This window comes from Marinomonas sp. IMCC 4694, from assembly GCF_008122525.1.
Lineage (GTDB): Bacteria > Pseudomonadota > Gammaproteobacteria > Pseudomonadales > Marinomonadaceae > Marinomonas.
In genome coordinates, this window is sequence record NZ_VSRV01000001.1 from 840,644 (window position 1) to 855,752 (window position 15,109).

The 15,109-nt window shown below is 48.4% G+C and carries 16 protein-coding genes; 11 read left to right on the plus strand and 5 right to left on the minus strand.

Features of this window, described 5'->3' with window-relative positions:
• The first annotated feature begins 6 nt into the window (after positions 1-6).
• Together pseI and FXV75_RS03875 are read left to right on the plus strand one after the other, a co-directional pair.
• Positions 7-1,026: a pseudaminic acid synthase gene (gene pseI / locus FXV75_RS03870; protein WP_148831264.1), complete on the plus strand. Its 1,020-nt coding sequence runs from the start codon at positions 7-9 to the stop codon at positions 1,024-1,026.
• Positions 1,023-2,033: a PseG/SpsG family protein gene (locus FXV75_RS03875; protein ID WP_148831265.1), complete on the plus strand. Its 1,011-nt coding sequence runs from the start codon at positions 1,023-1,025 to the stop codon at positions 2,031-2,033. Before pseI ends, FXV75_RS03875 begins: the two co-directional genes overlap by 4 nt.
• 4 nt (positions 2,034-2,037) lie before the next feature.
• Here the strand turns inward: FXV75_RS03875 and pseF are convergent, their stop codons facing one another.
• From pseF to FXV75_RS03895, 4 genes are all read right to left on the minus strand, one after another.
• Entirely contained in the window at positions 2,038-2,739 is a 702-nt protein-coding gene (pseF, locus tag FXV75_RS03880; RefSeq protein WP_148831266.1) for a pseudaminic acid cytidylyltransferase, read from the minus strand.
• Positions 2,740-3,963, minus strand: coding sequence for a UDP-4-amino-4,6-dideoxy-N-acetyl-beta-L-altrosamine transaminase (gene pseC, locus FXV75_RS03885; protein ID WP_262368457.1), 1,224 nt, complete (start codon positions 3,961-3,963; stop codon positions 2,740-2,742).
• Positions 3,950-4,945, minus strand: a complete 996-nt coding sequence (gene pseB, locus FXV75_RS03890; protein WP_148831267.1) for a UDP-N-acetylglucosamine 4,6-dehydratase (inverting) — start codon at positions 4,943-4,945, stop codon at positions 3,950-3,952. The genes pseC and pseB overlap by 14 nt, the downstream gene beginning before the upstream one ends.
• A gap of 130 nt (positions 4,946-5,075) precedes the next feature.
• Positions 5,076-5,663 carry a DNA-3-methyladenine glycosylase I gene (locus tag FXV75_RS03895; RefSeq protein ID WP_148831268.1) on the minus strand — a complete coding sequence of 196 codons (588 nt, stop codon included), beginning with the start codon at positions 5,661-5,663 and terminating at the stop codon, positions 5,076-5,078.
• Between the two features lie 52 nt (positions 5,664-5,715).
• On the opposite strand from FXV75_RS03895, the gene FXV75_RS03900 reads away from it, so the two are divergent.
• From FXV75_RS03900 to FXV75_RS03920, 5 genes are all read left to right on the plus strand, one after another.
• The gene (locus FXV75_RS03900; RefSeq protein WP_148831269.1) at positions 5,716-6,336 is read left to right on the plus strand and encodes an NUDIX domain-containing protein; all 621 of its coding nucleotides are present in this window, start codon (positions 5,716-5,718) and stop codon (positions 6,334-6,336) included.
• Positions 6,337-6,338: 2 nt separating this feature from the next.
• Entirely contained in the window at positions 6,339-6,821 is a 483-nt protein-coding gene (locus FXV75_RS03905; protein ID WP_148831270.1) for a DUF1249 domain-containing protein, read from the plus strand.
• A gap of 24 nt (positions 6,822-6,845) precedes the next feature.
• The gene (locus tag FXV75_RS03910) at positions 6,846-7,427 is read left to right on the plus strand and encodes a YqiA/YcfP family alpha/beta fold hydrolase (protein WP_148831271.1); all 582 of its coding nucleotides are present in this window, start codon (positions 6,846-6,848) and stop codon (positions 7,425-7,427) included.
• Positions 7,428-7,546: 119 nt separating this feature from the next.
• The gene (gene parE, locus FXV75_RS03915; protein WP_316247121.1) at positions 7,547-9,454 is read left to right on the plus strand and encodes a DNA topoisomerase IV subunit B; all 1,908 of its coding nucleotides are present in this window, start codon (positions 7,547-7,549) and stop codon (positions 9,452-9,454) included.
• A gap of 57 nt (positions 9,455-9,511) precedes the next feature.
• Positions 9,512-10,126 carry a UPF0149 family protein gene (locus FXV75_RS03920; protein ID WP_148831273.1) on the plus strand — a complete coding sequence of 205 codons (615 nt, stop codon included), beginning with the start codon at positions 9,512-9,514 and terminating at the stop codon, positions 10,124-10,126.
• A gap of 129 nt (positions 10,127-10,255) precedes the next feature.
• On the opposite strand, the gene FXV75_RS03925 is transcribed toward FXV75_RS03920, so the two are convergent.
• Positions 10,256-11,452, minus strand: a complete 1,197-nt coding sequence (locus FXV75_RS03925) for an amino acid aminotransferase (RefSeq protein ID WP_148835207.1) — start codon at positions 11,450-11,452, stop codon at positions 10,256-10,258.
• 192 nt (positions 11,453-11,644) lie between these two features.
• On the opposite strand from FXV75_RS03925, the gene FXV75_RS03930 reads away from it, so the two are divergent.
• From FXV75_RS03930 to FXV75_RS03945, 4 genes are all read left to right on the plus strand, one after another.
• Positions 11,645-12,853, plus strand: a complete 1,209-nt coding sequence (locus tag FXV75_RS03930; RefSeq protein ID WP_148831274.1) for a methyltransferase — start codon at positions 11,645-11,647, stop codon at positions 12,851-12,853.
• Between the two features lie 39 nt (positions 12,854-12,892).
• Positions 12,893-13,720, plus strand: coding sequence for a WYL domain-containing protein (locus FXV75_RS03935; protein WP_148831275.1), 828 nt, complete (start codon positions 12,893-12,895; stop codon positions 13,718-13,720).
• A 170-nt stretch (positions 13,721-13,890) separates the two neighbouring features.
• Positions 13,891-14,877 (plus strand): type I-F CRISPR-associated endonuclease Cas1f, encoded by a 987-nt coding sequence (gene cas1f, locus FXV75_RS03940; protein WP_148831276.1) that lies wholly within the window; start codon positions 13,891-13,893, stop codon positions 14,875-14,877.
• Entirely contained in the window at positions 14,877-15,107 is a 231-nt protein-coding gene (locus FXV75_RS03945) for a KilA-N domain-containing protein (RefSeq protein WP_148831277.1), read from the plus strand. Before cas1f ends, FXV75_RS03945 begins: the two co-directional genes overlap by 1 nt.
• Positions 15,108-15,109: the final 2 nt, after the last annotated feature.

A 15,109-nucleotide genomic window follows, 5' to 3' on the forward strand; every position in this document is an offset into this window, starting at 1 on the left:
CTAATTATGTTTGAGCAAACGCCATTTATTATTGCTGAATTATCGGGCAATCACGACCAAGACTTTGAACTGGCGAAAGCCATGATACACGCCGCAGCCAACGCCGGTGTCGATGCCATCAAATTGCAAACCTACACACCAGACACCATGACGCTCGATATCCGTCATGGAGAGTTTATGGTGTCAGAACGTGACAGCTTGTGGCGTGGCGAGAACCTCTACGATTTATACGCCAAAGCCTCAACCCCATGGGAATGGCATCAGCCGTTATTTGAATTGGCTGAGTCGTTAGGGCTGGTGGCCTTTAGTTCACCATTCGATTTAAGTGCCGTGGCGCTTTTAGAATCACTCAATGTGCCCCTGTACAAAATCGCCTCTTTTGAACTAACCGACATTCCGTTGATTCAAGCCGTGGCTCGTACCGGTAAGCCCATTATTATGTCTACAGGTATGGCAAGCTGTGCAGAAATTGAAGAGGCCGTTGCGACCATTCGTGCTATCGGCAATAACCCACTGACGCTACTCAAATGCACCAGTACTTATCCGGCCAAAATAGGCGATTCAAACTTAGCTACCATGGCTGATTTGGCCCATCGCACCGGCTGTGATGTAGGTTTATCTGACCATACTCAAGGCATAGCAGCCTCGGTGGCGGCCACAGCATTGGGCGCCACCGTGATTGAAAAGCACTTTGTGTTGGATCGTCGTGCCGGTGGCGTCGATGCGGCCTTTTCCATAGAACCTGCTGAAATGAAGATCTTGGTTGAGACTTGTCGTGCCGCTAAGGCTTCACTTGGCTCCGTGATGTATGGCGGTTCAGACGCTGAACAAGTGGCGAAAAAATACCGGCGTTCGATTTACGTAGCGACAGATCTACCGGCGGGCACCGTGTTAACCGACGCGCATTTAAAAATTATTCGACCGTCTTTGGGTTTAGCGCCTAAGTATTGGCCTGAGGTGCTCGGCAAAACTTTATCCACCGATGTGCAAAAAGGCCAGCCTTTGGCGTGGGATATGATGGCGTGAAAGCGCTGATTCGCGCCGATGCGTCGGTCGAGCTCGGCATGGGACATAGGGTGCGTTGCCAAGCATTAGCGCATGCGTTTACGCAATTAGGCTGGCATTGTCACTTTGTTGTTGATCGTCGCTATGAGGCTTTTTCGGCGTCAGAGGATTACCTGATTGATCGAGAAGAAGAAGGTATCGCCTTGGCGAAAACCGCTGATTTGATGATAGTAGATCATTATGGATACAGTGCCGACGCGATTAACGCCTTGTTTGAGGTTCAGCCGGCTCTCTTAGTGCTGGACGATATGAATGACCGTGGCAACTTCTCCGCCAAATGGTTGCTCAATCCACTTAATGAAACCTATTCCACCCATGTTGAGCATCCATTAACCGGCCGTCAGTACGCCTTGCTGCGACCTGAATTTCTAGCGCGATCTACTCAGCGTCAACATTGTCATGCTTCAAACCAACTATTGATTACCCTTGGCGGAACCGACCCGCTGGCGTTAACCTTGCCTATTTTGCAGGCACTCAAAGCAAGAGGGTTTCCGCTCAATGCGATTCAAGTGTTGTTAGGCGCCAAGGCAAACAACGCCGCAGCGGTGAAACAGTTTTGCGATGTGAATCAGATCGCACTGGAACAAGGTTTATCCGATGTGACACCGCTCATGAGCCGAGCAAAAATGGCCATTTCGGCCGCGGGCGGTACTTTATTTGAGTTGGCGTATTTTGGTGTGCCGACTTTGTTTGCTCAAACTGCCGACAACCAAACGCGTTCGCTGCAACAGCACGTGCCCTTGGGCTGGTGTGACTCAGTACGATTTGACTCAGTAGGCTTTGACACTGTGGCGCCACTTGAGCAAGCCGCTCAGGTGGCGTGTCTAGTGCAAAGGTTGGAACAAAAATGGCACGATAAAACCTGGCAACAAGCCGCACGCAACATCGCGCAGCAATGCGTTGATGGTCGAGGAGCGGAGCGTGTCGCCAAACAGGTGACGCATTATTTTATCCATCAACAAAACTGATTGTTCATGACAGGTTCAACTTCGATGCTTTTTTTAACAGCATAATTTGCGTAAGTCGCAGCCAGTCTTCTTCTGTGTCCAAGTCTTGAATGCGGTGTCTTGGTAACATCAAAGGCAAGGAGTGCGGCCCAAAAATCGCCTTATCGAACCAGTCTTGCGTGCGTGCCCAATAAAACTGGCCTGCATCATGTAGCGCTTCCACCAAATCTTGCGATCTTGATTGGATATGTTCAGGAAACATGGGCGCCAGTTCGCCTGTGGCGGTTATATGCAAGGCGCGCTGAATAGGAAACCCAAAAGTAGTAGCTGAAAAGCAAAAGCCTTCAATGTGAGCCAGTTGTGCTTGGCCTTGCTGTAAATCGGCAGGCGTTAACAGGGGGCACGTCGCATAAATCAAACAGGCTTCGTCTGGTTCGTTCCCTTCGTGGATCAAATACTGCAAGGCATGCTGCATCACGGGCGTGGTGCCGGTCATGTGATCGGATAAATCCGCTGGCCGTAAAAAAGGCGTTTCGGCGCCGAACGCTTGGGCAACCGCGGCAATATTGGTATCGTCAGTAGACACAATCACCCGATCAAACAAGCCTGACGCCAGCGCGGTTTCGATGGAATACGCAATCAGCGGTTTACCATCGAGTAAACGAATATTTTTTTTGGGAATGCGTTGGGAGCCACCACGGGCTGGAATCACGGCTACACGAGTCATTTACTTGATGCCTTGTTCAGCTAACGCGTGTGTTAAAACCGCCACCACATGGTACTGCTGTGCGGGGGTTAAGCCAACAAACAGAGGCAAACTCAGCGTGCGATGGTAATAGTCTTCCGCCACGGGGAAATCTCCCCAAGTAAAGCCCAGCGCCTGAAAGTAGGGCTGAGTATGCACTGGTATGTAGTGAACCTGCGTGCCAATATTCGCTGATCGTAAGGCATCAAACACTGCTTTGCGCGCCGATATATGCGATTGTGGCAACAAAATCGGATACAAATGCAACGACGACCGGCTGTCGTTGGATTGATACGGTAAGGTGATTGGCAAATCCCTTAATAGCTCCGCGTATAAAGCGAATTGCTGGTGGCGTTGGGCAATAAAGTCGTCCAATTTTGCCAACTGAGACAACCCCAACGCCGCTTGCAGCTCCGTCATGCGGTAATTGAACCCCAATGTGTGCTGTTCGTAATACCAGTCGCCCGGTGTCTGGGTCAATTCGTCTGGGGATTTTGTGATGCCTTGATGCGCGTGCGTGCGCATGTGTTTAGCCAGTTGCTCGTGGTTGGTCAGCGCCATGCCGCCTTCGGCTGAGGTGATGATTTTCACCGGATGAAAGCTAAACACACAAATGTCGCTGAGATGGCTGTTGCCCACATAATCGCCTTGGTAGAGCGCGCCAATCCCATGGGATGCGTCTTCGATGATGCGAAAGCCATACTCTTGCGATAACTGATGAATGGCCAACATGTCACAAGATTGACCCGCGAAATGCACTGGAATCACCACGTTAGGCAATGTATTGCTGAGCTTGGCGAGCGCTAATTTGTCCGCCAGCTTGTTGGCGCATAAATTGTAAGTATGCGGATCAATGTCGACAAAATCGACCGACGCACCACAGTAACGAGCGCAATTGGCCGACGCAATAAAGGTATTAGGCGACGTCCACACTCGATCGTCTGCTGTTACGCCCAATGCCAAACACGCCAAATGCAGCGCCGATGTCGCACTGTTTACTGCAACGGCATACTGGGCACCGACCTTGTTGGCCACGGCTTGCTCGAATTCTGCAACACAAGGGCCTTGCGTGAGAAAGTCAGATTGCAGCGTTTTGACGACGGCTGCTATGTCCTCTTTGCTGATGGATTGGCGGCCATAAGGGATGAAATCTGTGTTTATTACAGCCGTGTTCATCAATTCAGCGTGCTTCTTAATGTGCGTCATCGAAGGTTAAAATCTCTTCAATACTCAAAAAGTGCGGGTTGTTACCCGATTGGTATTCGTAACCTGGCTCCACAAGCGTTCCTATTTCATTTAATCGGCTGTGACCGAAATCCATATCATCTTGGTAAAATTTAATACTGGGCGAAATCACATAATGGTCTTTAAATTCATAGGTGTGATAAGAATCGTCAGCAGGACACATGACCTCATGGAGCTTTTCGCCAGGGCGAATGCCCACGTTTTTAGTGGGCAAATGGGGCGCGTAGGCCGCGGCCAAATCCAAAATTCGTACAGACGGAATTTTGGGAATAAAAATCTCACCACCGTGCATGCGTTGGAAGTTTTTTAACACAAAATCCACGCCCATGGGCAAAGTGATCCAAAAGCGTGTCATATCTGGGTGGGTGATGGGAATGGACTCGGCACCATCGGTTACGAGTTTTTGGAAAAACGGCACCACAGAGCCGCGAGAGCCGACCACATTGCCGTAGCGCACCACAGAGAATCGTGTACGACCTTGGCCAACCATGTTGTTGGCCGCCACAAACAGTTTATCGGAAGCGAGTTTAGTGGCGCCATATAAATTGATTGGTGCTGCGGCTTTGTCGGTGGAAAGAGCAATGACTTTTTCGACGTTATTGGCAATGGCCGCCGCAATCACATTTTCCGCTCCGTGAATGTTGGTTTTGATGCATTCCATCGGGTTGTATTCCGCGGCGGGCACCTGCTTTAACGCAGCGGCATGAATGACAAAATCCACATCGCGCATGGCTTGCGTCATGCGGTCTTTGTCGCGTACATCACCAATAAAATAACGCATACAAGGGGCATCAAAATCTTGCTGCATTTCGTATTGTTTTAGCTCGTCACGAGAATAAATCACCAGACGCTTGGGTTGGTAGTTGGCCAATAATGTTTTGACATACTCGCGGCCAAAAGAACCGGTTCCGCCTGTAATCAGGATACTTTTGTTGTTGAACATGTTGTTATACCAGGCCAAAAGGTGAAAAGTGTTGATGTCGACTCTTTGTCGTTATTCAGGTTATGAAAAGTATAATTGTACAAAGAATGTTTCTAATGTATCGACCTTTTTTGACAAAACATTAATGAAATCAACTATTCCCTTGTTGTGCTTTTATTGTAAGTTGTCGCGCCACGCAGGCCTCAATGTGATCATTGACCATGCCAGTGGCTTGCATAAAAGCATAGCAGGTGGTTGGGCCAAGAAATTTGAAGCCGCGTTTTTTTAAGTCCTTAGCGAATCGTGTAGACAGCTCAGTCACCGCAGGGCCATCAGTATGATGCTTCAGAGGATTGTTTATGATTTGATGATCACTAAACGCCCAGTAATAGTCGCTAAAAGAGCCGAAGGCGTCGACAATGTCTAAAAACGCTTTGGCGTTGTTAATGGTCGCTTCTATCTTGGCGCGATGGCGAACAATACGCTCATCGACTAATAAGCGTGCCACGTCGTTTTCGTTCATAGCGGCGACTTTAACCGGGTCGAAATTATGAAAAAGTGCTCGGTAGCCCTCACGTTTGCGTAAAATAGTGATCCAACTGAGGCCGGCTTGGGCGCTTTCGAGTACAATGCATTCAAATAAAGAGTGGTCGTCGTAAATGGGTCGTCCCCATTCGTGATCATGGTAATCCATGTATTCAGGCGATCCCAAACACCAAGCGCAACGTATTGTTTCCATAAAATTACCCTATTTAAACGAGATACTTTTTAAGTTTTTAAGACGAGATACTATGACCTTTAAACCAACCTATAGCAAAAAAGACGTGGAAGTTTTAAAAGACGAGTGTCTTTATAAAGGCTTTTTTGAAATGCGCAAACTGACTTTGCGTCATCGCCAGTTCAACGGCGGCTGGAGCAAACCCATGCAGCGGGAAATGATGGTGCGCAACGATGCTGTCTGTGTGCTGTTGTTTGACCCAGTAGCAAACAAAATACTGCTGATCGAGCAATTTCGCCCTGCGGTGATACGAAGCGAATCGCCATGGTTGCTAGAAGTGGTGGCGGGTATGGTTGAAGAGGGCGAAAGTGACGAAGTGGTGGCACGCCGAGAAGCGTTTGAAGAAGCGGGAGTCACCGTTAAACGCTTGGAATACATGTTTAAGTTTGTGCCGTCTCCCGGTGGATTGATGGAATACTTGCGTATGTACGTCGCAGAGTTCGATGCCAACCAAGTGGATCTGACTCAGTCTTATGGTTTGGATAATGAAAACGAAGACATCAAACTGCATTTGTTGGACGCTAACGACGCCGTTGAGTTACTCAAATACGACATTGAAAACGCCAGCACTATCATGGCATTACAGTGGTTTGCGCTGAATAAAGCCGATTTACTGGCGCGTTGGGGTTGCTGATTATGGCCGATACTTCCTATTCGTTGAAAAAAAACCGTCAATACGTACCGAATTTGGTCAGTTTACAGCAACTGGGCGAGCTGAATTATCGTCGCATGAACAAGCTCATCCGTGGTCAAGAAGAAATGAGCGCCTGGTGTTTTTCCGTTCATACATCGGGCGATCAAGAAAGTCGTTTGCGGTTGACCTTAGGCAAAGAAAGCCGCTTCACATCGGAAATCACCTTAGAGTTCGGCCCAGAAATGCAGCAAAAATTGCTGTTTAAAACCACCTTGTTAATGACAGTTCGTTTGTACCACGATGTGGGCATCGCAGAAATCACCGATGGACACCGCCAATACAGCGGCGTGTACCCTTATCCTAACGACGCCATGCTACACCGGGACGAGAAATTTCGCTTGAATCAGCAACTGGCTGATTTATTGGAATTGTGTTTAAAGCACGGTCATCGGTTGAATCATGTGATCTCTTTTGAGTTTACGTAAAGGTTGATAAAACAGTGAGTTCCTATGCCAGTACTGCTCTATATTCACTGGTTTAACAGTTCAGATCGGTCTCATAAAGCGACGGTGCTGATGGACGCGGCGGCGAAAATGGGGCAACCCAATGCCGTGCTTTCGCCGTGTTTGTCGTGGCAGCCAGCCAAAGCCATTGCTCAGCTTGAAGCCATGATAGAAAAGAATTTGTCTCAAGGGGTGACCTTGATAGGCAGCTCGCTGGGCGGCTTCTACGCGGCTTTTTTGGCGGAAAAGTACCACCTAAATACCGTGCTAGTGAACCCTGCGGTGCAAGCACCTACGCTGTTAACGCGACACTTAGGGCACCAACAAAACCCTTACACCAACGAAGCATACGAATTGACTGGGGCACACATGTTGGAACTGGAAAACTTGGTGATTGCCCAGCCCACGCCAAAACGTTATTGGCTCATGGTTCAAGAAGGCGACGAGGTATTAGATTATCGCGCGGCGTTAACTGCGTTCCCCCAAGTTGCACGGCTCACACAAGAAGCCGGCGGCGATCACAGATTCGTCGATTTTGAGCGTTTTACGGGTGATATTTTACGCTTTGCCCAAATAATCACCGACTAAACGACGGCTTTTATCAGAGCGTTTCACACGGTACAAAACCAATGATAGACTCTGTCCCATCGTATTTACATTAAAAAGCGTTATGCTATTTTTCTTCGCAGCGCTCGATCACATTGGAAATCACACGCATGTCGGCAACAGAATACAACGCGGGATCTATCGAAGTTCTCAGCGGTTTAGAACCGGTTCAAAAACGCCCGGGGATGTACACAGACACCACACGGCCAAACCACCTAGGGCAAGAAGTGATTGATAACTCGGTGGATGAAGCCCTCGCGGGTCATGCGGACCGCATCGAAGTCATTTTATACAAAGACGGCTCGTTGAGTGTGGAAGACAACGGCCGCGGTATGCCCGTCGACATTCATCCAGAAGAAGGCATTTCGGGGGTTGAGTTGATTTTGACCAAGCTCCACGCAGGCGGCAAATTTTCTGGCGATAACTACCAGTTTTCCGGTGGTTTGCACGGTGTGGGTGTGTCTGTGGTCAACGCCTTGTCGACGTCTTTAGAAGTGTGGGTGCGACGCAATGGCATTCAATATCACATAGGTTTTGAGCATGGCTTTAAAACGTCCGAATTAAAAGAAATCGGCACCGTTGGCAAAAAGAACACCGGCACCAAGGTGAAATTCACCGCCGACACCAAATATTTTGACAGCCCAAAATTCTCCTTGTCACGCCTGAAGCACTTGCTCAAAGCCAAAGCGGTATTGTGCTCTGGCTTGCACGTGGTCTTCATTGACCAAAGTGGCAGTACAGAAGTCCGCGAAGAATGGTTTTACCAAGATGGCTTAAAAGATTACTTGGCTTCAGCCAACGAAGGTTTTGTGCTCTTGCCTGATGAGCCATTTATTGGCGGTTTGAGTGAGAAAACCCAAGGCGTTGATTGGGCCGTGCAATGGTTGCCCGAAGGCGGCGATTTGGTTACGGAAAGTTACGTTAACCTGATCCCCACGGCGCAAGGCGGCACCCATGTGAATGGTCTGCGTACCGGCTTATTAGAAGCGATGCGAGAGTTTTGCGACTTTCATAGCTTGTTGCCCCGTGGCATTAAATTGGCCGCAGAAGATGTGTGGGATCGGTGCAGTTATGTGTTGTCGGCGAAACTTCAAGAGCCTCAGTTTTCGGGGCAAACCAAAGAACGTTTGTCGTCGCGTCAAATCGTGGCGTTTATTTCAGCGACCGTAAAAGACGCCTTTAGCTTGTGGCTAAACTCCCATGTGGAAGACGGCAAAAAGATTGCGGATATTGTGATCAATAGCGCGCAAAAACGTCTGCGTGCGAGCAAAAAAGTTGTACGTAAAAAAATCACCCAAGGCCCGGCTTTACCGGGGAAATTAGCCGATTGTTCTGGACAAGATACTTCTCGAAGCGAATTGTTTTTAGTCGAAGGTGACTCGGCGGGAGGCTCGGCTAAGCAAGCCCGTGAAAAAGACTTTCAAGCCATTTTGCCATTGCGCGGTAAGATCTTGAACACATGGGAAGTGGATTCAAACCAAGTGCTGGCGTCGCAAGAAATACACGACATGTCCGTTGCAATTGGCGTGGACCCTGGCGACGATGATTTAAGCGGTTTGCGTTATGGCAAAATTTGTATATTAGCCGATGCGGATTCCGATGGTTTGCACATCGCCACCTTGATCTGTGCCTTGTTTGTGAAGCATTTTCCGGCTTTGGTGAATAATGGGCATGTATTCGTGGCGATGCCACCCTTGTATCGAATCGACTTGGGCAAAGAAGTCTACTACGCCCTAGACGACGAGGAAAAAGACATCACTCTGCACAAAATTGCCGCTGAAAACAAACGCGGTACTCCCAATGTACAGCGCTTTAAGGGTTTGGGCGAAATGAACCCATCTCAGCTGCGCGAAACCACCATGGCACCGGATACACGTCGCTTAATTCAGCTCACCATGGAAGACAAACCAAACACCGACGAATTACTCGACAAACTACTGTCGAAGAAGCGCGCCGGCGACCGCAAACATTGGCTAGAAACCTATGGCAACTTAGCGATTGTGGATTAAAAACGGTGATCCAGTCGTTACGATAATCACGGCCTCCAACTAAATGGAAACGATGTAATGTCTCAAGAAAAAGATGACGATGTCATCAGCGAAGAAGTACTTTATGAAAAAATAGACCATTATTTACTGACGTTCGGCACAGATCGTTCACTCATGTGTGTGTCCGAACTGGATGGTTTTTTAACCGCGCTAGGGTGTTCCATGCAAGAGCTTGAGCCCGATGTTTGGCTGAATGCCATCTGGGGTGCAGATGAAGACCAGCCTGTGTGGGAATCCACCGAACAAGAAGACGAGTTTTTGAGCTTGGTGTTGATCATGTACATGGAAACCATGAACAGCTTGCTGTTTGGCGATTTTTACCCGGTGTACTTAGAACAAGAAGTCGATGGCGTATACAGTTTGCTGGTGGAAGAGTGGTGTGTGGGTTTTGTGCGAGGCGCTAAGTTAATCGGCATGGGAATCGGCGGTGATCGGGCCTTTTTTGATGATGTATTGGCCCCTGTGCGTTTATTTGGCACCGAAGCCGGCTGGGAAAAGCTCGAGACCATGGTCGACGCGGAAGTCTCGTTTTGGCGAGACAATTTAGAACCGTCGATTTTGCGATTGGTAACGCATTATCACCCAGAAATTAAAGCTGGCATAAAAGACACTCAAACTCGCACATTGCATTGAGTATTCTGAGCTTAATACGACCACTGAATTTTACTGTGTAGATCACAAAAAGCGTGGTAGTCACTGTGACTGCCACGCTTTTTATTGATCAGTGTAATGGTCAATTAAACCGTCAATATAACGGCCAATTTAGCCAACAACGCGGGCGATGCTCTCGCACAAATAATCGATATTGCTGTCACTGACACCGGCAATGCTCATACGGCCGGTATCCGCGATGTAAATCGCGTATTCGCTGCGCAAGGTACGAACTTGCTCTAGGGTTAAGCCAGAATACGAAAACATGCCCCGTTGATCTTGAATAAAGCTGAAATCTTTGCTCACCCCAGAAGCGGCCAGTTTCGCAACCAGCTTTTCACGCAAACCGTTGATACGATCACGCATGGCCGTTACTTCCAGTTCCCACTCTGCTTTGAGTTCTGGGCTGCTCATAATGGTGTACACCACCGCCGCACCATGAGCGGGTGGCATGGAGTAGTTGGCACGAATCGCCTGACCAATAATAGACAGAGCGGCATTCGCTTCGTCTGCGTTTGCAGCCATCACGCTTAAGCCACCGCAACGCTCACGGTAAATGCCAAAGTTCTTTGAAAAAGAGTTGGCAATCAGCATGTCAGGTACATTTGCCGCCATGTGGCGTAAGCCGGCGAGATCTTCGTCTAGGCCATCACCAAAACCTTGATAAGCCGCATCGACTAGCGGTAATAAGCCGCGCTCATTGACAAAGTCGGTGAGCACCTTCCAATGATCAAATTGCAAATCGATGCCCGTTGGGTTGTGGCAGCAAGCGTGCAACAACAACACATCGCCTGCTTTTACTTCCGCTTTTAGGGTCGCCATCATGTCGTCGAAGCGAAGGCCATTCGTCGCTGGGTCGTAGTAAGGGTAATCTTTCACTTCTACGCCGGCAGAATCAAAGATGGATTTGTGATTTCCCCACGTCGGATCACTCACCCAAAGACGAGCACCCGCCAAATTGGCGCTGATAAAATCCGCCGCAACTTTCAACGCGCCCGTACCGCCAGGTGTTTGGGTCGAACGAACGCGGCCAGAGGCCATCAGCGGATTGTTTTCGCCCAGTAATAAATCTTTGATGACGGCTTCAAACTCGGCGGCACCAAAAATACCCAAATAGCTTTTGGAATCTTCTTGTTCAAGCAAAATGGCTTCGGCTTTTTTGACGGTATTTAAAATCGGCGTATGGCCGTTATCGTCTTTGTACACACCCACACCCAAATCGATTTTCTTTGGATTTGGATCGAGTTTATGAGCCATGATAAGAGCTAAAAGAGGGTCGCCAGAAACAGCGTTAAGATGCTTGAACATGATGGTTGCGGGGTCCTTATTAGGGGTCGCGGTCACAGTGCCGCGACCATTTAGATGCATAAAAACAGTCGTTAAATTGAGTCTTCATTTTGCCTTTTTTATGACAAAATACAATGCAACAACAAGGTAAATTTCCTGGCCACTGTAAAGAAAAAAAGACACTTACTTTCACCCCATTCATGTGCTCCCTTTATGACTGCTTTTCAACCGCGTTTTAACACACTCGACCGCTGGCTACATGACCACGCTTTACTCTGGCAATTCGATACCTTTTTGCGCCTCGATACCCCATGGAAAGCGGCTTTCCCAGATTTGGCGGCGTATCTTGAACAGGTTGCGTTAACCGAACTCCACAGCGAGCGCTTTTACGACGACGTGTTTTGCCTATGTCCAAGTTTGGCTGTATCGCGAGATTGGACTCGTCCGGCTCTCACCCCTTTACCGCCGAAGCAAGAACAGACTCACCTAATGCCAAGCTATGTGGCGAACGGTATAAAAGGGCGAAAATGGGCGCAAATTCAAGCCTTTGTCGGCCATACGCCCGTAGCGAAACAGTACCTTGAGTGGTGTGCGGGCAAAGGGCATTTAGGCAAGCTGTTGGCGTTTGAACATGGCTGCCCCGTACACAGCCTAGAGTGGCAAAAAACGCTGTGTGACGCCGGCGAGCAAGAAGCCAAACGACTAAAAATAGCGCAAACTTTTACCCACGCCAATGTGCTCAAACATCAAGGCCAAGCGGCTTTGCAAGACACCGACTGTGTCGTGGCGTTGCATGCTTGTGGCGATTTGCATCGAGTTTTGCTCGAACAAGCCGTCGATGCACGCACGCAGCAAGTGTGTATTTCGCCTTGTTGTTATCACCTAACCCAAGACGCCGAATACCAGCCTTTGTCGACGTCGGCCAAGCAATCGGCGCTCACGCTTCGACAAGCCGATTTAAAACTCGCTGTCAAGGAAGTGGCCACGGCAGGTGCCCGTGAGCAGCGACTTAAACAACTCGAGCTTACTTACCGACTCGGCTTTGATGCATGGCAGCGCACCGCTCGCCAACAAGATCATTACCTGCCAGTGCCTTCCATACAAAAAGCCATATTAACTCAAGGCTTTACCGCATTTTGCCACTGGGCTGCAGAGCAAAAACAGCTTTCAGCCCTTTTGAACCAAGTGCCCTGTGACGGCTTTGAAAGTATGGGTGAACAACGCTATCAGCACGTCCAAAAACTCGAAGCCATCAGCCAGCTTTTTCGCCCGGCATTGGAATACTGGCTTGTTCTCGATCGTGCTCTGTTTTTAGAGGAAAATGGCTACTGCGTTGACATCGGCCCTTTTTGTGATAAAAATCTCACCCCTCGAAACTGGATGATAAGAGCCTCGCTTGGCACAGAACAAAAACTGCGCTAGATTGGGCTAGACAGTCAAAAATGCAAAGGATGCGAATAAATGGACACAGCGCAACGTTACTGGATGCTCGAACTCATTGCCTTTTGGGAAGGGCAAATTAACACCAAACCCCTCATGGCCGCCCTTGGTTTAACGCGGCAGAGCGTCAGCCATTTACTGACCCAATATCAACACGAGTTTCCTAACGCGCTAACCTACGACACCACACGTAAAGCCTATCAAGTGACCGACGACTTCGTCCCATACTACATCGATCAAACCGTAGATGAATACTTTGCATGGCTGAACTTTGGCCGCATTCCTACCTTTTCTCAAGAACCCACTCAGCGCACCCAATATCGTATAGACCCTTTGCCGCGCTTTGTTTCACCTCAAGTGATGCGGCCATTATTAAAAGCCGTTAAAGACCATGCTGCGGTAGACTGTGAATACTTATCGGTCGCCAGCAGCGACCCACAAGGCCGCTTGTTATACCCGCATTCCTTCGTCAAAACTGCCAACCGCTGGCATGTTCGAGCGTACTGCGCCCTGCGTGATCAATACCTCGACTTCGTACTCAGCCGCTTTCAAAGCGTCGCTTACGACGGTGATCCTGCCGTGCAAACCCAAGAACAAGACGTTCTTTGGACGACACAAGTGCCCTTGATATTGTCCCCAGACCCCCGCCTTACCGACAAACAAAAAAACGTCCTCGAAAACGACTACGGCATGACCAACGGCCAACTGCACATCACCACCCGCGCCGCTCTAGTGAAATACACCCTCGACGACCTGCAAATCAAAACCAAAATGCTCGAAGCCAACCCACAGGCCCAACAACTCGTCTGTGTAAACTATACCGACATAAAACAATGGTTATACGACTGAAAAACGCCGTTTAAACGGAAAACCGCCCAACACCTGTAAAGTTTTTTTACCTGTGTAAAACCACAGGATTGTTGAAACAAGAAGAGTGGGGCAAAGTGTCGTTAAGTTGCTCTATAAGCCAGAATAAAACAGAAATAGAAAACAACAGGAACCCCAAGAAGGAATTTTAAATGGAACAGTTTTCACCATCAGACATGAAAGCCATATTGCACTCCAAGCGCGCCAATATGTATTACCTAGAATATTGTCGCGTCATGCAAAAAGATGGGCGCGTTCTTTACCTGACTGAAACACTTTCTAATAAGAAGGCAGGAGAAAACCAATATTTTAATATCCCGATTGCCAACACAACAGTACTTCTTCTTGGTAACGGCACCTCTATCACCCAAGCCGCCATGCGTATGCTCGCTCAAGCCGGAGTATTAGTTGGGTTTTGTGGCGGTGGTGGAACGCCGCTTTATATGGCATGTGAAGTCGAATGGTTCACGCCTCAGAGTGAATATCGCCCCACCGAGTACCTGCATGGTTGGTTGCAATTTTGGTTTGATGACGGCAAACGCCTAGAAGCGGCAAAGACATTTCAAAGAACACGATTAGATTATTTAGAACGTATTTGGACAAAAGACAAAGACCTCAAAAGTGAGGGTTTTGCATTGCAAGACTCGATTTTGCAAACGTCTTTCCAAATTTTTCACAATCGCACCGATGCGGCGACCAAGCAGTCTGACTTATTGCTGACAGAAGCCCAACTTACCAAAGCACTTTATAAATACGCCGCGAATGCTGTGAACATTGAAGGTTTTAAGCGTGAGCATCAAGGCTCGACAAAAAATAGCAACGACAAAGCCAACGACTTCTTAAACCACGGCAATTATCTTGCCTATGGCTTAGCCGCTTGTTGTTTGTGGGTGCTTGGCATACCTCATGGTTTTGCTGTTATGCATGGCAAAACCCGACGCGGTGCCTTGGTGTTCGATGTCGCGGACTTGATAAAAGATGCCATCGTGCTGCCTTGGGCTTTTATTTGTGCCAAAGAAAACGCCACAGAACAAGAATTTCGTCAGCAGGTACTGCAAAAATTCACCGACCATAAAGCGCTGGATTTTATGTTTGATACGGTGAAATCCCTAGCATTACAAAGCCAAGGAGAAGAGTGATGGCTAGCAAGAACAAAGTAGTAAGCATCCTAGGTGAAAGCATCACAATAACCGATGATGACTATATTTCATTGACCAATATGCTCAAGGTAAAAGAGGGAGATTTTTTTATTTCAGATTGGCTTCGCAACCGCAACACAGTGGAGTATTTAGGCATTTGGGAACGCATCCACAACCCAGATTTTAATTATGGCGAATTCGCCACAATTAAAAGTTTGGAGCAAAAATAACC